The following is a 20,114-nucleotide window of genomic DNA, read 5'->3' as shown; positions in this document are numbered from 1 at the left end:
CCCCCCCCCCCCCCCCCCCCCCCACCCAACACCCCCCCCCCCCGATTACTACGCGTCTCGTGGGCTCGGAGATGTGTATAAGAGACAGGAGTGGGCGAGACGAGGGTGTGGCGATACGCCGTGCCGACCTTCTCGCGGCGGATCAGCCCGCGCGAGATCGCCTTCTTGATCGCCTCGCGGACCGTGCCGTGGTTGCCGCCGAGGTCCTCCTCGATGGCACTCGTCGACGCTTCGGGGTTGTCCGCCACGTACTGAAGGACGGCATGCATCCTGTCGTCGATGGTCGCCTCGCGTCTGGTGCCGCCGACATACGTGAGGCGACGCGTGGGCTCGTCGTAGGTGAGCAGACCCTCACGTACCTTGACGTCGCGGCCCATCGCCGACATGAACCGCGGACGGTCGTCGGGCTCGTCCTCGCCGGGCTCAGTGCCCTTGACGACGAGGGTCCACGTCGCGTCCGGCCAGTCGATGATCCGCGAGTCGCCGCGGGACCGCTCGGCGGTGTGGCCCATGTGGTGCACGAGCAGCGCCTCGGGGATGCCCGCCTCGAGCAGCAGCGCGTCGAGCGCCGTCAGGAACCGGCCGGCGTCCTTATCCTCGGACAGCCCGAGGGCGTCGAGCGCGGGCCGCAGGCAGTCGAAGACGAGGACGTCGGCGGGGCCGAGGTACTCCGCCCACCGGGCGCGGATCTCGGGGTCGAGGATGTTGAACGTCGAGAGCCGCCCGCGCATCGGCACGACGTCGATGACGTCGGTGCGGGTGATGCCCTGCTCGCGGAGCCACCGGCGTAGCGTCCGCTCGTCGAGCTCGTTGTCCATGAGGATGACCCGCCCGACGGGCGTCACGTCGAAGACGTCGAGGAACGGCGTGCCGTCGGCGAGGGCTCGGAGCGCGTTGGCGACGACGTGCGACTTGCCGGCCTTGCCGGGGGCCGCGAGGACGACGCGCCCGCCGGTCGGCCACAGCCCGACGATCCGGTACGTGACCGTCTCGTCGGGCACGGCGAGGAAGTCGCCAAGGCGATAGATCGGCGGGGGCGGGCCGGTCGGCGGCTCGTTCTCCTGCTCGACGAGCCGGCGTGCGACGGCGCGCACGTCGGCGTCGAGCAGCGCCTGCTTGACCTTCGTGTTCCACTCGCCCGAGCGCACCGTCAGGCCCCCTGGCAGCTTGTGCGGCAGGTAGGTCCGGCGCACGTCCATCTCGGGCACGACGCCGATGACCTCCGCCTGGGCGACCTCGGCCGTCGAGAGCCGCACCGGCTTCGTCATGAGGTCGTTGAGCATGACCGTGATGCCCTCGGCGTCGACGGTGTGGACCACACCGACCTCGCCGCCCTTGAGTCGCACCATCTCGCCGACCTGCGCGTCCGGCGTGAGCGACCGGCCCGTTATGGCGGCCCCCGCGAGGTCGTAGCCGTTGAGCTCGCTCATCGCAGCTCACCACCCTCGCCGACGGTTGTCGTCGCCACGTCGGGGGGCCGATCCGGTGGAGCGCTCTACACTCGAATCGGGATCGGCGTCGTGGTGTCCGCCGGTTGGGTTGGTGATGTGGTGGCCGTCCTCTCGAGCTCGGGAGGGCGGCCCCTCCTCGTCCCCCGGCGGCTCGCAGTCTCGGGCGTGGATTTCGTCGAGGACGGCGCGGACGTCGATCGCGAGCTCGCGGAGGACGACGAGGATCGCGTCGAGCGACTCCTGCACGCGGTCGTCGATCGTCATCTGGAGCCACCGCCTCGGGGCCGACGAGCTCGACGCGGAGCCGCCTCGGCGGTCATCCGAGCCTCGCGCTTGACGAGCAGGCGAGCGATCGTCGCACGCTGCTCGTCCGTCAGCGGTGGGGCCTTGTCGACGATCTCGGTGACCTTCTCGGCGAGCCGAGCGGCTGCGAGCTCGCGCCTGATCTCGGTCTCCTCGTGGCCGTGCTGCACGGCGCGGGCGAGGTCGGCGTGGATGACCCGCGAGGGTCGAAAGGGTGTCGGCGTGCGGTCGTACATGAAGAAGCCTCCACTGTCGCAATGAGATTCGCGCATCGGGCTGGGTTGCCCCGCGTGCGCAGTACTCGGGTGCTGGACGGTGGTGCTCCTCGAGTCGGGCCGTTGTCTCTCAGCCCTTGTCCTACGTCAGCGACTGTAGGCGGTGTTACCTAGGGTGCACCTGCACGCGGGTCAGGCCGCGCGCCAGGTGATCTCGACGGTCTCGGGGTCGAAGGTCCGCGAGTAGCGGTGGCCGGGACGGAGCGAGACGGTCACGAGCGCGTCGATGACCTCGCGCTGGACCGCCAGCGGTGCGCCCAGGAACGCCGCCACGGGGTCCTCGGCGGTGACGACGGACGCGAGCACGTCGCTGCCGCGGGCGGCTGCCAGACGGGCCTGGGCGTCGCTGAGCCGCGCCTCGTTCTTGGTCCTCGCGGCCTTGTACTCACGCCCGTCGATGAGGCCGTCGGCGTAGTCCTCGGCGAACTGCTCCAGCCGAGCCCGGACGCGGGCGACCTCCTCGACGAGGGGCGCGACGGCGACCTCCTTCGGCGCCAGGATCTCGGCGACGTCGGGCCGACCGAGGCGGGCGGTGACGACGCGGAGGACCCACTCGTCGACGGGGCCGCGGGCGCGGTTGACGTGCCCGCCGTCGCGGCACCGGTAGCGGTTGCCTGACCAGCCCGAGACGGGGCGATGGCAGACGTCGCACACGTATAGCCCCGAGCCGAGCCACTTGCGCTCCGTGGAGCCCGAGGCGTTGGCGACGCGATGCGGGCTGTCGAGGACGGCCTGCGCGGCCTCCCACTGCTCGACGGTGACGAGCTGCTCCCACGTCACGCCGCCGTCGGGCTCGATGACTCGGCCCTGGTAGATCGCGCGTCCGCAGTAGCGCGGGTTCCGGAGGATGGATGCGACCGACGAGGGCGACCATGGCCGGCCGTGCCGGGTCGCGACGCCCGCAGCGGTCAGGGCTCGGGCGACAGCGCGGAGGTTCTCGGTCTCGGCGAACAGGTCGAAGATCCGGCGGACGACGGCGGCCTCCTCGGGGATCGTCGCGCCCTTCGTCGTGTAGCCGGTTAGGCGGACGCCCATCGGCGGGCGACCCTTCTCGGCGCGCTGCTGGGCGGCGCGGGTCTGCCGCTCGCCCTTGCGCCGGATCTCGAACCTCGCGAGCCCGGCGAGCATCGTCGCGCGGAACTCTCCGTCGGCGGTCGACAGGTCGATCTCGCCGTCGAGGGTGACGAGCGCCAGGCCCGCGTCGATGAGGGTGTTGAGGTCGCGGGTGTCGCGGAGGACGCGGTCGAGGTCCACGCCGATCACGACGTCGAAGTGACCGGCGCGGGCGTCGGCGAGCATCCTCGTCCACTGGGTGTCGGCGCGGTTGCGTCGGCCCTTCTCGCGGCTCGCGGAGATCGCGTTGTCCGGGTAGACGTCGTGGATCTCCCACTGGCGGGCGTCGGCGAGGGCCTGGCATCGGGGGAGCTGCCGCTCGATGCCCTCGGGGTCGTTGGCCGACTGGCGGATGTAGACGGCTGCGCGGCGGCGCGTCGGCGGCGTCGTCGGGGCCTTGGGGGTGCGCGTGCTCATGCTCTAAGTGTTGCGCGGCGACTTGACAGTGTGGAGTTCCGCTTCAACGTCTGACCCCGCTCCGCTGGGGTGGGCGAGTGGAACGGCCTGCCGTGGCTGGGCTTTCGAGGGGGTATTGCGCATCCGCGGGACCCGGGCCGACACTCGACGGTAGGCCGTTCGGAGAAAAGCGACCTTCGCACCATTCGACCGGAGTCGTCATGACACAACCACCTCCACAACCCGACGTCTGTCCCATCCTTCACCTCGAGCTCGGTCCGCTGGACCTCAACCTGCTCGGACTCCGCGTCCAGCTCAACCAGGTCGTGCTCGACATCACGGCCATCCCCGGCCCAGGCAACCTGCTGGGCAACTTGCTGTGCGCCGTCGCGGGCCTGCTCGACGGCGTGAACCTGGGCCAGGTGCTGGGGAACCTGCTGCAGAACCTCATCGACGCGCTCATCCGGATCCTCCAGGGCCTCGGGGGCGGCACCCCGGTCGCCCGTCCCGGCATCCAGCCGACATGACCGACACCGCCGCGACCGGTTCCGGGCAGGTTCCCGCCGAGTCGCTCGAGGCGGCCACGAGCGACCTCGAGCGGGTCCGCGAGGTGCTGCAGTCCGCCGCGCGCGGCCAGACGGGTGGCACCGAGGTCAAGGAGGCCCTGCAGGGGTACCTGGACGAGCACGGCCAGGCCATCCGTGCGGCCGCCTCGGCCGTCGGTGAGGAGGTGCGCCTCCAGGCGCTCGAGCAGCTGTACCAGTGGCGAGCCCAGCTGGCTGCCCAGCTCGACGACGCGAAGCGGACCGACCCACCGGCGTCGGACTGACCGTCGCCCCGGCGTCCGTCAAGGACGCGTGGGCAGGACGCAGACCTCGTTGCCGTCCGGGTCGAGCAGGACCACGGCGCCGGGGTCGTGCGCGTCCTCGTCCGTGAGACGGGCCCCGAGCGACACGAGCCGGTCGACGACGGCGTGCTGGTCGCCGTCGTCGGCGGGCACGAGGTCGAGGTGCCAGCGGTTCGGGCCGGTCTTGTCGGCGACGGGTGGTCCGCCCCACGTGATCTTGGGGCCTCCGTGCGGGGAGCGGACGGCCGTCTCCTCGCCCTCGTCCCAGACGAGCGGCCAGCCGAGGGCCTCGCTCCAGAACAGGCCGAGGGCGCGGGTGCCGTCGCTCGCCACGGCCCCGACGAACCCGCAGTCGGCGAGGAAGCGGTTGGCGGGCTCGATGACGCAGAACTCGTTGTCCTCGGGGTCGGCGAGGACGACGTGGCCCTCGTCGCCGCGCTGGCCGACGTCGAAGTGGCGGCCACCGAGGCGGAGCGCACGAGCCACCGTGGCCTCCTGCACGGCGAGCGACTCGCTCGTCAGGTCGAGGTGCATCTGGTTGCGGCGCGTCTTCGGCTCGTCGGTGTGCAGGAACCGCAGCAGGAACCCGGTGTCGTCGGCGGGCACCAGCGCCGGTCCGCCCGACTCGGCGCGCGGCCAGCCGAGCAGCCCCTGCCAGAACCGGGCGAGCCGATCGGGGTCGTTCGCGGCGATGCACAGGGCGAACAGCTCGGGCCTCGCCCCGGCGGTGCGGTCGGTGGTCTCCACCCGGGCAGCGTAGGCGGGCCGGCCCGGTCCCGGCACATGGGTTTCCGGCGGCTCTGGCTAGGGTCGGACCCATGACCGACGACGTGACGATCCTGCACAACAACCGCTGCTCCACCTCGCGGGCCGCGATGGACCGCCTCGACGAGGCCGCGGTCGAGGCCACCGTCGTCGACTACCTGCGCCACCCGCTCGACGCCGCGGCCCTCGAGGACCTCCTCGACAAGCTCGAGGACGCCCCGACGGACCTCGTCCGTCGGGACGGACACTTCGCCGAGCTCGGCCTCACCGACGCCGACGTCGCGACGCGCGAGCAGGTGGTCGACGTGCTCGTGCGCCATCCGCGGCTGCTCCAGCGTCCGGTCCTCGTCAAGGGCGACCGCGCCATCATCGGCCGGCCCAAGGACCGCGTCGCGGCCTTCCTGGCCGACTGACGTCGAGGCGGTCGACGCCGTCCCGCAAACCTCGTGCCGTCGTGCCGTCGTGCCGTCGTGGTGCGGTGTAACACCGCGCCGGGTCGCGGCGATGGTCCGGGTGACAGAGGCGCCACCCGGACCCCCGAGCGGGTGGCGCCTCTTCACGCGTCCGGCCCGGCTCAGCCGGCCCGCTGCTCGTCGATGCCGGGCGCGAGATCGGGGTCGCGTCGTGGCCGTCCGACGGACCGGTCCCGGCCGGGTTCGCGCACGAAGTCGCGCAGCACCTCGGCGAAGCGCTCCGGCTCGTCGAGGTGCGGGAAGTGCCCGGCACCCTCGAACAGCTCGATGCGGCAGCCGGGGATGGACTCTCGTGCTCGGGCTGCGTGCGCCGGTGGGATGACGAGGTCGCGCGTGCCCCACACGACGAGCACGGGCAGACCGACGAGGTCGGGCAGGTAGTCGGTGGCGCTGACCCGCTGGCCGCCCGGGTCCAGCACGGCCCGCGTCGTGGCGAGGAAGGCTCGGCGGCTGTCGGCGTCGCCCAGCGAGGTGAAGCCCTCCCACGCCGCGCGGACGTCGTGGCTCGCGCGCCAGCCGGCCAGCGACAGCACCCGGCCCACGGCCGCGGCCCCGCCGCGCACCCAGGGTGAGGCGATGACCGGCAGAACCCACTCCGCGCCGGGCAGCGTGGCCGAGCGCAGCACCGCGCTGACCTGCCGGCCCAGGCCGCCGCTGCCGACGAGCACGAGGCGGTCGACGCGGTCGGGGAACAGGTAGCAGAACTCGAGGGCGATGCCCCCGCCCAGCGAGTGCCCGACGATGGTGACCCGCGCGATGCCGAGCCGGTCGAGCAGGTCGCGCAGCGTCGCGGCGTGTGCGGCGACGGAGTAGTCGCCGGCGTGCCGGTCCGACGCGCCGTGTCCGAAGAGGTCCGGCACGACGACGCGGTAGGAGTCGGCGAGGGCGTCGACGAGGCTGGCCCAGTTGTGGTGCGAGCCGAGCAGGCCGTGGACGAACAGGATCGTCTCGCCCGCGCCGACGTCGACGTAGGAGAGCGAGTGCCCGTGCAGGGTCACCGTCATCGGCTCGGACGCGCTCACGTCGGTCTCCTCCGGCGGCGCCCGATGCGCCGCCTCCCTCCCTACTCAGGGTAGGTCGGTCACCGACCCGATGCGGGTGCTTTGGAACCGGGCACGGCCCAGAGCACCCGGGCCGGCGGGAGGCAGGACGGCGAGGGCGGACGGGCAGGCAGAACGTGGTGCAGACGGGTGTAACGCCGGGGCAGCCGGCGTCGATGGTAGGCATGAACGAGGCGCCACTCGAACCCCCGAGCGAGTGGCGCCTCGTCACGTCTCCGGCTGTCCGGGGGCCCGGCGACCGGCCTCAGACGGCGCAGCCGTCGGGCCCGCACGCCGCGCCCGATGAGTCGGAGGCGTCGGATGCGCCGACCATGACGAGCGGGTTGGTCTCGCGCCAGACCTGCTCGAGCGCCTGGGTGAAGAGCGCGGTGGGCTGGGCGCCGGAGACGCCGTACCGCCCGTCGAGGACGAAGAACGGGACCCCGCGGATGCCGAGGCGCCGGGCCTCGGCGACGTCGGCACGGACCGCCTCGAGCTGGGTGTGCTCGTCGAGGGCCCGCTCCACCTCGTCGGCGGGCAGGCCCGCCTCGGTGCCGATCCGCACGAGGACGGCACGGTCGCCGATGTCCTCGCCGTGCTCGAAGTGCGCCGACAGCAGCGCCTCCTTGACGGCATCGGCGAGGCCGCTCGCCGCGGCCAGGTGGAGCAGCTCGTGGCCGGGCAGGCTGTTGGCGACGACCCGGTCGAAGTCGTAGGCCAGGCCCTCCTCGGCGGCGATCTGCCTGACCTGGTCGAACATGGCGCGGACCTGCTCGGCCGACAGGCCCTTGCGGGAGACCAGGTAGTCCAGCTCGGTGCCGTCGTGGTGCTCGGGCAGCGACGGGTCCAGCTGGTAGCTGCGCCAGGTCACCTCCACGTCGTCGCGGTGGGGGAACGTCGCGAGGGCCTTCTCGAAGCGGCGCTTGCCGATGTAGCACCACGGGCAGGCGATGTCCGACCAGATCTCGACCTTCATGCAACGTTCAACCACCCGCCCCGTCGTTTGCTTCCCGGGTGTGCGGATCGAGGGCCTCAGGCGTTGCCGGGCTCCGGTGCGTTGCCCGACGGGTCGGCGGACGCGTCCCGCGGCACGACCCGGGGCCCGGAGCGGTCGGCGTCGTCGTGCGGCACCTCCCCGGAGGCGGAGAGGTCCGCCGCTGCCGCCTCGAGCGGTGACGCGGCGCCGGGTCGCACGGTGGGGTCGGGCAGGTCGATGTTCTCCGGGAAGTGGCACGCGACGCTGTGGCCCGGGAGCAGCTCGACGAGCGGCGGGGTCTCGGTGCGGCAGACCTCCTGGGCCTTCCAGCAGCGGGTGTGGAAGCGGCACGCGGGTGGGGGGTTGATCGGGCTCGGCACGTCGCCCTCGAGGCGGATCCGCTCGCGGCGGCCGCGGCGGGCCGGGTCGGGGATCGGCACCGCCGACATGAGGGCGGTCGTGTACGGGTGCATGGGCCGGGCGTACAGCTCGTCGCGGCCGGTGACCTCCACGAGGTTGCCGAGGTACATGACGGCGACGCGGTCGCTCATGTGCCGCACGACCGACAGGTCGTGGGCGATGACGACGTAGGTCAGGCCGAGCTCGTCCTGCAGGTCCTCGAGGAGGTTGATGACCTGCGCCTGGATCGACACGTCGAGGGCGGAGACCGGCTCGTCGGCGACGATGAGCTTGGGCCTGAGGGCGAGCGACCGGGCGATGCCGATGCGCTGGCGCTGGCCGCCCGAGAACTCGTGCGGATAGCGGTTGTAGTGCTCCGGGCTCAGGCCGACCAGCTCGAGCAGGTCCTGGACCTCGCGCTTGATGCCGTGCTGGGTCTTGACGTTCTGCAGGTGGAACGGCGAGCCCACGATGGTGCCGACCGTGTGCCGCGGGTTGAGGCTGCCGTAGGGGTCCTGGAAGATCATCTGCACGTCGCGCCGCAGCGGACGCATCGTGCCGACGGACGCGTGGGTGATGTCGCGGCCCTCGAAGAGGATCTGGCCCGAGGTCGGCTCGAGCAGCCGCGTCAGCATCCGGCCGGTCGTCGTCTTGCCGCAGCCGGACTCGCCGACGAGCGAGAGCGTCTCGCCCTTGGCGACCTCGAACGTCAGCCCGTCGACGGCCCGCACCGCGCCCACCTGCCGCTGGAGCAGGCCGCGTCGGATCGGGAAGTGCTTGGTGAGGTCGGTGACCTGCAGCAGCGCGTCGGACGTCGACGGCGCCGCCGTCCGGGCGGTGGCGGGGGAGGCGGTCACGCTGCGGCTCCTGGGATCGGTGCGCTGGGCGCGGTGGTCGGGACGGTCGCGGCGGTGCTCACAGGGTCGGCCTGATCTCGTTCTCCCAGATGGAGCGGCGAACGTCCACGGGAAGGTGGCAGGCGGCCCAGTGCCGGGGCAGGGACTCCTCGAACGGGGGCCGCTCGGCCTGGCTGCGACCCTCGTTGCGCCCTTCGTAGGCACAGCGGGGGTGGAACGGACAGCCGGACGGCACGTTGATGAGGCTGGGCGGCGAGCCGGCGATGGGGCGCAGACGCTCGATGCGCGCCCGGTCGAGGCGCGGCATCGAGGTGAGCAGGCCCCACGTGTACGGGTGCTGCGGCCGCTCGAACACCTCCGTCGACGCCGCGTACTCGACCGAGCGGCCGGCGTACATGACCATGATGTCGTCGGACAGCTCGGCGACGACGCCGAGGTCGTGGGTGATGACGACGACCGCCGAGTTGAACTCGGCCTGCAGGTCGCGGATGAGGTCGAGGATCTGTGCCTGGACCGTGACGTCGAGGGCGGTGGTCGGCTCGTCGGCGATGAGCAGGTCCGGGTCGCACGAGAGCGCCATGGCGATCATGGCGCGTTGGCGCATGCCGCCGGAGAACTGGTGGGGGTAGTCGTCGACGCGGCTCGCCGGCTGCGGGATGCCGACCCGCCCGAGCATGTCGATGGCGTGCTTCCTGGCCACCGACGTCGAGACCTTGTTGTGGATCCGGTAGGCCTCGATGATCTGGTGGCCCACCGTGTAGAACGGGTGCATCGCCGACAGCGGGTCCTGGAAGATCATCGCCATCCTCTTGCCGCGCAGCGAGCGCACGGTCTCCGGACGGGTGCCGACGAGCTCCTGCCCGTCGAGGCGGATCGAGCCGGTCATCCGGACCGTGCCCGGCTTGTGCAGGCCCATGATCGACATGCTCGTGACGCTCTTGCCCGAGCCCGACTCACCGACGATGCCGAGCGTCTTGCCGCGGGCGAGGTCGAAGGACAGACCGTCGACGGACTTGACGATCCCGTCGTCGGTGGGAAAGTGCACCCGCAGGTCGCGCACCGACAGGAACGCGTCGGGCGCGGGCGCGCCGAGGCCGCCGATCCCGTCGAGTGCGTTGACCGACGCCTTGCGGCCGCGGCCGGACCTCACCCGCCCCTCCTTCTCGAGGACGGACTGGTTCGAGGGCTGGCCCGAGGGGCCGGACTGGCTGGACTGGCTCATGAGGTGCGCACCCTGGGGTCGACGACGGCGTACAGGAGGTCGACGATGAGGTTGGCGACGATGACGAACACCGCGCCGAAGAGCGTCACACCGAGGACCTTGGGGAGGTCGTTGTTCGTGATGGCCTGCACGGCGTAGAAGCCGATCCCCTGCAGCGAGAACGTCGTCTCGGTGAGCACGGCGCCACCGAGCAGCAGGCCGAGGTCGAGGCCGAAGATCGTCAGGATCGGCGTCAGGGCCGAGCGCAGGCCGTGCTTGACGACGACGTCGCGCTCCTTGAGGCCCTTGGCGCGCGCCGTGCGGATGTAGTCCTCGTTCATCGTCTCGAGCATGCCGGCGCGGGTGAGGCGGGCGTAGCTGGCCGCGTAGAGGAAGGCCAGGGTGATCCAGGGCAGCAGCATGCGGTGGACGAGGTCGAGGGGACTGGTGGCGTCCATCGGGCTGGCGCCGCCGGCGTAGGTCCACTTGAGGCCGTAGCTGAAGATCGTCAGGGACAGCAGGCCGGTGAAGAAGATCGGCAGGGAGACGCCGGCCAGGGCCATGCCCATGAAGCCGCGGTCGAGGACCGAGCCGCGCCGCAGCGCCGACACGACCCCGGTGCCGACCCCGCCGACGAGCCACAGGACCGCGGCTCCGGCCGCGAGCGTCGCGGTGACGGGCAGCCGGTCGAGGATGTCGGGCAGGACCGGGTTCTGGGTGATGAACGAGTAGCCCAGGCACGGCGCCGGGCAGTGGTCGGTGCCGGCGCCGGTGTTGTAGTCGGCGCCGGCGACGATGCCCTTGACGAAGCGTCCGTACTGGACGTAGATCGGGTCGGTGAAGCCGAGCCGCACCGCGGTCTCGTGGATCTGGGCCTGACCGGCGCTCTTGCCGACGTACCGCGAGGCGAGGTCGTCGGCGGTGGCCCCGCCGATGCGGGGCACGAGGAAGAAGATGGCGAAGACGACCGCGCTCACGATGGCGAGCAGCAGGACGGCGGCGATGAGCCGGCGGATGAGGTACGTCAGCACTGTGGGGCGGCCGGGCGGGTGGTGGACGGTTCGTGACCGTCCGCCACCGTGCCTACGCCTTCACCTACTTTCGGTGGAAGGAGGTCGGACCGGACGTCCGGCGTCAGGCCCGGAGGCTCGACGCCGGACGCATCGGGTCACGGGTTGGTGACACCTGCGGCGGCGTAGTCGTAGTACGAGTAGCCGTCGTTGACGAAGATGTTCGACACGGTGTCGGGCCGGAAGAGCAGCGCCTTGTTCCAGATGCCCGGGATGACCTCGGCGTTCTCCATGACGACCTTGTCGATCTGGCCCCAGATGGCCTCACGCTTGGTCGTGTCGTTCTCCGACAGCGCCTGGTCCATGAGCTTGTCGACCTCCGGCAGCTTGATCCCGAGGTTGGTGTTGCCCGCGGGACGGATGACGCGGCTGTCGACGATCTGCTGGAGGAAGCCGAAGCCGTCCGGCCAGTCGGCGCCCCAGCTCATCACCATGAGGCCGAGGTTGTTGGCCTTGGCGAAGTCCGGCTTGCCGGCGTACAGCTTGAAGTAGTCACCGGCCGGGTAGGCCTTGAGGGTCAGCTTGATGCCGATCTTGGCGAGCGCCTGCTGCAGCGACTCGGCCGTGGCCTTCTCCTTCGGGCGCTCGGGCCGGTAGGAGATGTTGGTCTCGAAGCCGTTGGGCTGGCCGCACTTGGCGAGGGCCGCCTTCGCGGAGTCGACGTCGCCCTGCGGCTTCGACTTCGCGTTGTAGAGGTCCTGCTCCTGGAAGCCGGGGACGACGGGAGGCAGCAGGCCGGTGGCGATGTCGGCACCGATGTTGCCGCCGTAGGCGCGCTGGTAGCCCGTCTTGTCGTAGGCGAAGATGACGGCCTTGCGGCAGTCGATGTTGTTGAACGGCGCGACGTCGCTGTTGATCTGCGTGTAGCTCGTGCGCGCGCTCACGACGTCGTCCGTCTTGGCCTTGAGCGTCGGGTCGGCCAGGATCTTGCCCTGTGCCTGGGCCTGGACGCCCGTTCCGGCGAGGTCGATGTCGAGGTCACCGGCGATGAGGCGGTTGTCGAGGTCGGCGGCGTTGACGCCGATCTCGACGGTGATCTTGTCCGGCAGGGCCTTGCGGCCGGTGTCCGGGTCGCTCTTCGGGTCGTACGCGTCGTTGCGGACCAGCTCGATGCGCTTGCCGGTCTGGTACACCGAGAACTTGTACGGACCGGACGCGATGACGTGCTCCTTGTACTTCGAGCCGGTGTCCTTGGCCTGCGGCACTGGTGCGGTGGCGGGCAGCTGCGCGAAGTAGTCGAAGCCGGCGAACGGCTTGTTGAGGTGGAAGACGATCGTCTTGTCGTCCGGTGTCTCGATGGACTTCAGGTCGTCGAGGTTCTTGTCCTTGTAGACCGAGTAGCCCGCGGGGATGTCGGCGAGGAAGTCGTTGAAGTACGTCGGCCCGTTCGGGAACGTGTTCTTGTCGAGCTGGCGGGCGACGCCGTACTTGATGTCCTTGCTCGTGATCGGTGTGCCGTCCTCGAACTTGATGCCGTCGCGCAGCGTGTACGTCCACGTCTTGTTGTCCGCGCTCGGCTTGCCGAGGCCCGTGGCGAGGTCACCGACGAGCTGGTTGCCCTGCTGGCCCGGCGCAGCCTTGAAGGAGACGAGCGTGCGGGCGTAGTTGCGCAGGAAGTCCCACGAGAGCCCGTAGTAGGTGTCGCCCGTGTCGACCGAGTCCCAGTCGCTCGAGATGCCGAAGCGGAGGGTGCCGCCCTTCTTGTCCGACGGCCGGACGATCGCCTTCAGGGCCGCGTCGGCGGCCGTGGCCGCACCTGCGCCTGCGCCGCCACCGCCGCTGGGGGAGGTGCCCGGGGTCTGGCTGCCGGCGCAGGCAGAAAGACCCAGGGCGAGGGCGGCCGCGGTCGCGACCACCATCACGCGTGTGTTCTTCATGAGTGGATGCGCTCCTTCTTTTGCGGGATGCGGGTGCGGTGGTTACCGCGACCGCGGGTCGAGGGCGTCACGAAGGCCGTCCCCGAAGAGGTTGAAGGCCAGGACCGTCACGAAGATGGCCAGGCCCGGCCAGACCATGAACCAGGGGTCGATCTGGTACCACTGCGCGGCGTCGGAGAGCATGCCTCCCCAGGTGGCCCGGGGGGCCTGGACGCCGACACCGAGGAACGACAGACCCGCCTCGAAGAGGATGTTGCTCGGGATGAGCAACGTGGCGTAGACGAGGATCGGCGCGATGAGGTTGGGCAGCACCTCCATGGCGAGGATGTGCGGCGTGCGGGCGCCGAGGCTGCGCGCCGCGTCGACGAACTCGCGCTCGCGCAGCGACAGCGTCTGCCCGCGCACGATGCGCCCGATGTACGGCCAGTTGAAGAAGCCGATGATGAAGACGATGACGGCGATGCGCAGGGCGTCGCCCCTGAGCCCGAACGCCTGGTCGGGCACGACGCCGGCGAGGGCGATGGCGAAGACGAGCAGCGGGAAGGCGAGGAAGATGTCCATGGCCCGGCTGATCAGGGTGTCGACGGCGCCGCCGAAGTACCCGGCGATGACGCCGAGGGCGGTGCCGATGACCACCGAGAGCATCGTGGCGAGGAACGCGATGAGCAGGGAGATCTGCGAGCCGTAGATGATCCGGCTGAAGATGTCGCGGCCGTTGACCGGCTCGACGCCGAAGAGGAAGTCCTTCGACATGCCGCCGAAGGGCGCCGTGGGGATCTGCAGGTTGGCGTCGACGAGCTCCTGGTGGAACTCGTTCGGCGGGTGCCCGAGCGCGCCGACGATGAGCGGGGCGCAGATGGCGACGACGATGAGGAACAGCACGAAGACGCCGCCGCCGAGGGCCACCTTGTCGCGCTTGAGACGGGCCCAGGCGATCTGCCCGAGCGAGCGACCCTCGATCCTGCGCTCTCCCTGCAGCACCGCCTCCGGTTCCGCCGACGTTGCGCCGGGTTCGACCTCAAGGGGTGTGCTCACGGGCTGTACCTCCGGATCGTGACTGTGCGAGGAGGGCGAGCTCGCCCTCCGGACTGCGAAGCGACCGCCACCCTAGGCCCCCCATGACCGTCCGCAACATCTTTCAGCCGCGAAACACCGGCGGCAACCGACGTGGCCGAATCGTGACAGGGCGGAGATCTTCCGGCGATGTGGTCCTCCGGGGGGAAGGATTCCACAGCGGGCCGCATCACCGGGGGTGCGGGCCCCGCCGCTGCCACGGCGGTCGGGTGGCCCTCAGGCGTCGGTCTCGTCGTCGAAGCGCCCGAGCACGCGCTCGAGGAGGTCCTCCATCGTGACGATGCCGACCGGCGCCCGCGCTCCCTCGACGAGCGCGAGCTGGGCCCGCTCGGTCCGCAGCACCGACAGCGCGTCGAGGAGCGACAGTCCGGAGGCGACTCGCAGGAGGGGCGCCGTCACCGTCGTCACCGGCGCGCCCGGGTCGGCTCGCACGACGTCGCGCACGTGGGCGACGCCCACGGGCCGGCCCTCGTCGGTGACGACGAGCCGGGACCGGCCCGACTCGCGCGAGAGGGCCTCCGCCGCGGCACAGGACGCCGACGAGGGCACCCCGACCACGCGCTCGAGCGGCACCAGGGCCTCGGTGAGCGGTGTCGTGTCGAGCGCGATGGCGCCGGACAGGACGCGGTGCTCCGGTTCGTCGAGCTGGCCGTGCTCGTGCGCGCTGGCGAGGAGCAGCTGCAGCTCCTTCGGGCCGTGCACCTGCGCCAGCTCGTCGACCGGCTGCACCTGCACGAGACGCAGGCAGCCGTTCGCCAGGGTGTTGAGGAGGCTGAGAGCCGGACGCACGAGCCAGGTGAAACCGCGGAACGGCAGCGCGAGGACCACGGCGGACCGTTCGGGGTGCGCGATGGCCCATGACTTGGGCGCCATCTCGCCGACGACCATGTGGAGGAAGACGACGACACCGACGGCCAGCACGACGGCGACCGGGTAGGCGACCGCGTCGGGCAGGCGCAGGAACGACAGCACCGGCTCGAGCAGGTCGGCCACGGCCGGCTTGGCCAGCGAGCCGAGTCCGAGGGTGCACAGGGTGATGCCGAGCTGGGCGCCGGCGAGCATGAGCGAGAGCTCGCGCGAGCCCCGGAGGGCCGAGCGGGCCGCGGCGCTGCCCTTCTCGGCACGCTCCTCGAGGCGGTGCCGCTTGCTGGCGACGAGGGCGAACTCGGCGGCGACGAAGAAGGCGTTGAGGACGAGCAGGAGCACGGAGACGAGCAGGGCGGTCGTCATCGGTCCGCCCCCGTGCGTCCGGAGGCCCCCGTGGGGTCGGTCTCGCCGGTCTCGCCGGGCTCGCCGGGCTCGCCGGGCTCGGCGGTCTCGGTGTCCCGGTCGAGGGACTCGAGGTCGGACATGAGGTCGAGCACCTCGACGCGGACCGACGAGGGGACGTGGCGCTCGACGGCCCCGACGGTGACGCGCACCGAGACGGGCAGCCGGCGCGGCTCCGGGTCGCGGGCCCGGTCGGCGTCGGAGTCCGCGTGCGTGTCCCCGTCCCTGACCCTGTCCGTGTCCCAGTCGGCGACGCTGCCCGCGCCCGTCCCGGGGTCGGTCCAGAGGCCGCTGGCGGGGCGGCGCCGGTCGCCGGTCTCGAGTCTCGCCTCGACGACGACGGTGTCGCCGGCGACGGCGGTACGTCCGAGGTGCTCGAGGACGAGCCCGCTCACCGTCGAGTGCGTGTCGCCGCTCTCGAGCCGGAGCCCGGTGGCGGTGTCGAGCTCGTCGAGGCGCAGGTGGCCCGGCACGAGCCAGGCGTCGGCGTCGGCGTCGACGTCGACGATGCCGGCCGGTGTCGCATCGTCCTCGTCGAGGATCTCGCCGACGACCTCTTCGGCGACGTCCTCGAAGGTGACGATGCCGGCGAAGCCGCCGTGCTCGTCGACGACGACGGCCAGCTGCCGGTGGTCGGCGCGGATCTGCTCGAGGACGCGGGGCAGGGGAGCGCTCGTCGGCACCACGGTCGGCTCGGCGGCGACGGACGCCACGGTCGTCGTCGCCCGCTCCTGCCGGTCGACGGCGAGCACCTCGGCGATGCCCGCGACGCCGACGATGTCGTCACCGTCGCGGCCGGTGACCGGGAACCGCGACCAGCCGGTGTCGAGCAGCTCGACGACCCGGGAGACCGGGTCGGTGGCCCGGACGGTCGTGACGCGCACGCGCGGCGTCATGACGTCACCGGCGTCCAGCTCGCGGAAGCGCAGCCCGCCCTCGAGGACGTCGGACAGGTCGTCGTCGAGCAGGCCGCCCGCGTGCGACGCGTCGATGATGCGGCTGAGGTCCTCGGCGGTCGCCCCGTGCTCGAGCTCGTCGACCGGCTCGATGCCGACCCGGCGCAGCAGCGACGTCGAGGCGCGGTCGAAGAGCCGGACGACCGGGCCGGCCACGGTGAGGTAGGCGAGGGTGGTGCGGCTCAGGGCCCGCGCCAGGGGCACGGTGCGCGCGATGGCGAGGTTCTTCGGCGCGAGCTCCCCGAACACCATCTGGACGACGGTGGAGAAGACGAGCACCGCGGTGACGGACAGGGACAGGCGGGTCGCGTACGACATCGACGGGTCGAGCAGGTCGGCCAGGCCCGTGCCGACCAGTGGTTCGGAGACGTAGCCGACGAGCAGCGCCGTGACGGTGATCCCGAACTGCGCCGCGGAGAGGGTGAACGACAGCTGCGACGTGACCCGCAGGGCGCGCCGGGCCGCGTCGTCGCCGGCCTCGGCGAGCTCGCGCAGGGCCGTCCGGTCGACGGCGACGTAGGCGAACTCCTGGGCGACGAAGTAGCCGGTGGCCGTGGTGAGGGCGAGGATCAGCAGGACGCCGAGGGCGATGCCGAGGACGGTGCTCATGCGACCGCCACCCCGGTGAGCGGGTGGTGGGACGGGGGCGGCCGGACTGCGTCCGGCGAGGGACTATGGCCCTCCTGGGAGCCGTCGCGGGACCCGCGAGACTCGTGCCTGGCGTGTGGTCGCATGGGTGCGATCCTAGGCGAGCGCCGCACCCGGGGTGCGGTCCCGGCCGTCCCGTGACCCCCCGTCGATGGTCGCGCCGCCCGTGCCGGCGCCTACTCCGTCGCCGACCCGGCGGACTCTGCGGACTCTGCCGACTCGGGCGACTCTGCCGAGGCGCCGAGGCGGGCGGCCGCTTGGGAGATCTGGTGCGCCAGCTCGACGTCGAGCTGGGTCAGGCCCCCCTCGGAGTGCGTCGAGAGGGCGAAGCGCACCGTCGTCCAGCGGACGTCGATGTCGGGGTGGTGGTCCATCGACTCCGCGTCGGCGGCGACCTCGTCGACGAGGCGGATGCCGGTCGGGAAGTCGGGGGCCGTGAAGGAGGCCCTGATGGTGTCGCCGTCACGGGCCCAGTCCGGCAGGTCGCCGAGCTGGCGCGTGACCTCGTCGTCGTCGAGTCGTCGTGCCATCACCCCAGTAAACCGTGCTGTGGCACTATCGACGACGCCATGTGCCCGCCCGTCCCTGCCCGCGCCCTCGTCGTCGGCGCCGCCATCGTCGACGACCTGGCGCGCCCGACCCGCCTGCTGTCGGCGCGGCGTACCGAGCCCTCGGTGCTGGCCGGTGGCTGGGAGCTGCCCGGTGGCAAGGTGGAACCGGGGGAGGACGCGCTCGCGGCGCTGCACCGCGAGGTGCGGGAGGAGCTCGGCATCACGGTCCGCGTCGGCGTGCAGGTGCCCGGTCCGCTCCCCGGAGCCACGTGGCCTCTCGGCGACAGGTACGAGATGCTGGTGTGGCTGGCCGAGGTGATCGAGGGCGACCCGTCGCCCCTCGAGGACCACGACGAGCTCCGGTGGCTCGAGGTCGACGACCTGCAGGGCGTCGCCTGGCTGCCGGCCGACCTGCCCATCGTCGAGCGGATCGAGACCCTGGTGCGTGCGGGCTGACGGCCCGGACCGCCGTCGGATGCCGGACCGTGCCCGGCCCGGCCGCGCCCCGCGTGGTCGGAACCACTGCCCAACCCCTGAGAGACTGTCCCCCATGCCCCTGAAGACCCGTGCGGACATCCGCAACGTCGCCATCGTCGCCCACGTCGACCACGGCAAGACCACGCTCGTCGACAAGATGCTCTGGCAGGCCGGCGCGTTCGGCGAGCACCAGCACGTCGACGAGCGCGCGATGGACTCCGGTGACCTCGAGCGCGAGAAGGGCATCACGATCCTCGCGAAGAACACCGCGATCCACTACACGGGCAAGGCGGCCACCGACCGTGGTCTGGCCGACGGCGTCACGATCAACATCATCGACACCCCGGGTCACGCCGACTTCGGCGGTGAGGTCGAACGCGGGCTGTCGATGGTCGACGGCGTCGTGCTCCTCGTCGACGCGTCGGAGGGCCCGCTGCCGCAGACGCGGTTCGTGCTGCGCAAGGCGCTCGCGGCCAAGATGCCGGTCATCCTCTGCATCAACAAGGTCGACCGTCCCGACTCGCGCATCGCCGAGGTCGTCGACGAGGCCTACGAGCTCTTCCTCGACCTCGACGCGACCGAGGAGCAGATCGACTTCCCCATCGTCTACGCCTCGGCCAAGGCCGGCCGGGCCTCCCTCGAGCGGCCCGCCGACGGCGCGCTGCCCGAGGCCGACGACCTCGAGGCGCTCTTCGCCACGATCCTCGAGACGATCCCGGCGCCGACGTACGACGACGAGGCGCCCCTGCAGGCGCACGTCACCAACCTCGACGCGTCGAACTTCCTGGGCCGCCTCGCGCTGCTGCGGGTGCACAACGGCACGATCACCAAGGGCCAGCAGGTCATGTGGTGCCGCCACGACGGTTCGCAGCAGCGCGTCAAGATCACCGAGCTGCTCATGACCGAGGCCCTCGAGCGCAAGCCCGCCGAGAGCGCCGGCCCGGGCGACATCATCGCCGTCGCGGGCATCCCCGACATCACCATCGGCGAGACCCTCGCCGACGCCGAGAACCCGGTGCCGCTGCCGCTCATCACGGTCGACGAGCCGGCGATCTCGATGACGATCGGCACGAACACCAGCCCGCTCGTGGGTCGCGGCCCGACGAAGGGCACCAAGGTCACGGCGCGCATGGTCAAGGACCGCCTCGACAAGGAGCTCGTCGGCAACGTGTCGCTGCGCATCCTGCCGACCGAGCGCCCCGACGCGTGGGAGGTCCAGGGCCGTGGCGAGCTCGCCCTCGCCATCCTCGTCGAGCAGATGCGGCGCGAGGGCTACGAGCTGACCGTCGGCAAGCCGCAGGTCGTCACCCGCGAGGTCGACGGCAAGCTGCACGAGCCGGTCGAGCGCCTCACCATCGACACGCCCGAGGAGTTCCTCGGCCCGATCACCCAGATCCTCGCCGCCCGCAAGGGGCGCATGGAGCAGATGACCAACCACGGCACCGGCTGGATCCGCATGGAGTTCCTCGTGCCGAGCCGTGGCCTCATCGGCTTCCGCACCGAGTTCCTCACCGAGACGCGCGGCACGGGCATCGCCCACCACGTCTTCGAGGACTACGAGCCGTGGTTCGGCACCATCACGACGCGCACGAGCGGCTCGCTCGTCGCCGACCGTGCCGGCGCCGTCACCTCGTACGCGATGGTCAACCTCCAGGAGCGCGGCGTCCTCTTCACCGAGCCGACGACCGACGTCTACGAGGGCATGATCGTCGGCGAGAACTCCCGCGCCGACGACATGGACGTCAACATCACCAAGGAGAAGAAGCTGACGAACGTCCGCGCCTCCTCCGCCGACAACTTCGAGAAGATCGTGCCCCCGCGCAAGCTCAGCCTCGAGCAGAGCCTCGAGTTCTGCCGCGAGGACGAGTGCGTCGAGGTCACACCGGACGCCGTGCGCATCCGCAAGGTCGTCCTCGATGCCAACGAGCGAGCGCGCACGGCGTCCAGGGCCCGGGCGGCGGCACGCGCCGAGGGTTGATCCGCCGTGGCGGGCGTGGTGCGTGCGCTGCGTGGCTCGGCGCGGGGGGGGGGGGGGGGGGGGGGGGGGGGGGGGGGGGGGGGGGGGGGGGGGGGGGGGGGGGGGGGGGGGGGGGGGG

20 protein-coding genes are annotated in these 20,114 nt (G+C 71.7%); 5 read left to right on the top strand and 15 right to left on the bottom strand.

Annotation, left to right across the window (positions count from 1 at the left end; genetic code table 11):
* The 4 genes from ACPYOM_RS13610 to ACPYOM_RS13595 all read right to left on the bottom strand — a co-directional run.
* A partial coding sequence (locus tag ACPYOM_RS13610) for an AAA family ATPase (RefSeq protein WP_481346368.1) occupies nt 1-1,430 on the bottom strand: 1,430 nt, incomplete at its 3' end.
* Between the two features lie 6 nt (nt 1,431-1,436).
* The gene (locus ACPYOM_RS13605) at nt 1,437-1,715 is read right to left on the bottom strand and encodes a hypothetical protein (protein ID WP_481346367.1); all 279 of its coding nucleotides are present in this window, start codon (nt 1,713-1,715) and stop codon (nt 1,437-1,439) included.
* On the bottom strand, nt 1,712-1,990 hold the full coding sequence (locus ACPYOM_RS13600) for a hypothetical protein (protein ID WP_481346366.1): 279 nt from the start codon (nt 1,988-1,990) through the stop codon (nt 1,712-1,714). Before ACPYOM_RS13600 ends, ACPYOM_RS13605 begins: the two co-directional genes overlap by 4 nt.
* 171 nt (nt 1,991-2,161) lie before the next feature.
* Nucleotides 2,162-3,559: a recombinase family protein gene (locus tag ACPYOM_RS13595; protein WP_481346365.1), complete on the bottom strand. Its 1,398-nt coding sequence runs from the start codon at nt 3,557-3,559 to the stop codon at nt 2,162-2,164.
* Nucleotides 3,560-3,759: 200 nt separating this feature from the next.
* On the opposite strand from ACPYOM_RS13595, the gene ACPYOM_RS13590 reads away from it, so the two are divergent.
* Nucleotides 3,760-4,065 (top strand): hypothetical protein, encoded by a 306-nt coding sequence (locus ACPYOM_RS13590; protein ID WP_481342390.1) that lies wholly within the window; start codon nt 3,760-3,762, stop codon nt 4,063-4,065.
* Nucleotides 4,062-4,367 carry a hypothetical protein gene (locus tag ACPYOM_RS13585; RefSeq protein WP_481342391.1) on the top strand — a complete coding sequence of 102 codons (306 nt, stop codon included), beginning with the start codon at nt 4,062-4,064 and terminating at the stop codon, nt 4,365-4,367. Before ACPYOM_RS13590 ends, ACPYOM_RS13585 begins: the two co-directional genes overlap by 4 nt.
* Before the next feature lie 18 nt (nt 4,368-4,385).
* Here the strand turns inward: ACPYOM_RS13585 and ACPYOM_RS13580 are convergent, their stop codons facing one another.
* Nucleotides 4,386-5,132 (bottom strand): VOC family protein, encoded by a 747-nt coding sequence (locus ACPYOM_RS13580; protein ID WP_481346364.1) that lies wholly within the window; start codon nt 5,130-5,132, stop codon nt 4,386-4,388.
* A 71-nt stretch (nt 5,133-5,203) separates the two neighbouring features.
* On the opposite strand from ACPYOM_RS13580, the gene ACPYOM_RS13575 reads away from it, so the two are divergent.
* Nucleotides 5,204-5,563, top strand: a complete 360-nt coding sequence (locus tag ACPYOM_RS13575; RefSeq protein WP_481346363.1) for an arsenate reductase family protein — start codon at nt 5,204-5,206, stop codon at nt 5,561-5,563.
* 161 nt (nt 5,564-5,724) lie between these two features.
* Here ACPYOM_RS13575 and ACPYOM_RS13570 read toward each other — a convergent pair whose 3' ends face one another.
* The 10 genes from ACPYOM_RS13570 to ACPYOM_RS13525 all read right to left on the bottom strand — a co-directional run bounded on the left by ACPYOM_RS13570 (nt 5,725) and on the right by ACPYOM_RS13525 (nt 17,520).
* Entirely contained in the window at nt 5,725-6,645 is a 921-nt protein-coding gene (locus ACPYOM_RS13570; RefSeq protein WP_481342395.1) for an alpha/beta fold hydrolase, read from the bottom strand.
* 283 nt (nt 6,646-6,928) lie between these two features.
* A complete protein-coding gene (locus ACPYOM_RS13565) occupies nt 6,929-7,639 on the bottom strand; it encodes a DsbA family oxidoreductase (RefSeq protein WP_481346362.1) in 711 nt (236 codons plus the stop codon).
* A gap of 56 nt (nt 7,640-7,695) precedes the next feature.
* On the bottom strand, nt 7,696-8,895 hold the full coding sequence (locus ACPYOM_RS13560) for an ABC transporter ATP-binding protein (RefSeq protein WP_481342397.1): 1,200 nt from the start codon (nt 8,893-8,895) through the stop codon (nt 7,696-7,698).
* Between the two features lie 58 nt (nt 8,896-8,953).
* Entirely contained in the window at nt 8,954-10,117 is a 1,164-nt protein-coding gene (locus tag ACPYOM_RS13555) for an ABC transporter ATP-binding protein (protein ID WP_481342398.1), read from the bottom strand.
* Complete coding sequence (locus ACPYOM_RS13550) at nt 10,114-11,127, bottom strand: ABC transporter permease (RefSeq protein ID WP_481346361.1); 1,014 nt, start codon at nt 11,125-11,127, stop codon at nt 10,114-10,116. The genes ACPYOM_RS13555 and ACPYOM_RS13550 overlap by 4 nt, the downstream gene beginning before the upstream one ends.
* A 137-nt stretch (nt 11,128-11,264) precedes the next feature.
* Nucleotides 11,265-13,043 carry an ABC transporter substrate-binding protein gene (locus ACPYOM_RS13545; protein WP_481346360.1) on the bottom strand — a complete coding sequence of 593 codons (1,779 nt, stop codon included), beginning with the start codon at nt 13,041-13,043 and terminating at the stop codon, nt 11,265-11,267.
* 42 nt (nt 13,044-13,085) lie between these two features.
* The gene (locus ACPYOM_RS13540) at nt 13,086-14,078 is read right to left on the bottom strand and encodes an ABC transporter permease (RefSeq protein WP_481341549.1); all 993 of its coding nucleotides are present in this window, start codon (nt 14,076-14,078) and stop codon (nt 13,086-13,088) included.
* A 255-nt stretch (nt 14,079-14,333) separates the two neighbouring features.
* The gene (locus tag ACPYOM_RS13535) at nt 14,334-15,347 is read right to left on the bottom strand and encodes a hemolysin family protein (protein WP_481346359.1); all 1,014 of its coding nucleotides are present in this window, start codon (nt 15,345-15,347) and stop codon (nt 14,334-14,336) included.
* A complete protein-coding gene (locus ACPYOM_RS13530) occupies nt 15,344-16,951 on the bottom strand; it encodes a hemolysin family protein (protein ID WP_481346358.1) in 1,608 nt (535 codons plus the stop codon). Before ACPYOM_RS13530 ends, ACPYOM_RS13535 begins: the two co-directional genes overlap by 4 nt.
* A 215-nt stretch (nt 16,952-17,166) precedes the next feature.
* Nucleotides 17,167-17,520 carry a 4a-hydroxytetrahydrobiopterin dehydratase gene (locus ACPYOM_RS13525; protein WP_481346357.1) on the bottom strand — a complete coding sequence of 118 codons (354 nt, stop codon included), beginning with the start codon at nt 17,518-17,520 and terminating at the stop codon, nt 17,167-17,169.
* Nucleotides 17,521-17,559: 39 nt separating this feature from the next.
* On the opposite strand from ACPYOM_RS13525, the gene ACPYOM_RS13520 reads away from it, so the two are divergent.
* Nucleotides 17,560-17,997, top strand: a complete 438-nt coding sequence (locus ACPYOM_RS13520) for a (deoxy)nucleoside triphosphate pyrophosphohydrolase (RefSeq protein WP_481341545.1) — start codon at nt 17,560-17,562, stop codon at nt 17,995-17,997.
* A gap of 94 nt (nt 17,998-18,091) precedes the next feature.
* Nucleotides 18,092-19,996 carry a translational GTPase TypA gene (typA, locus tag ACPYOM_RS13515; protein ID WP_481341544.1) on the top strand — a complete coding sequence of 635 codons (1,905 nt, stop codon included), beginning with the start codon at nt 18,092-18,094 and terminating at the stop codon, nt 19,994-19,996.
* Nucleotides 19,997-20,114 lie beyond the last annotated feature (118 nt).

The organism is Monashia sp. HAY1-2A (genome assembly GCF_056755315.1).
This window is presented reverse-complemented; position numbering and strand designations above follow the sequence as displayed.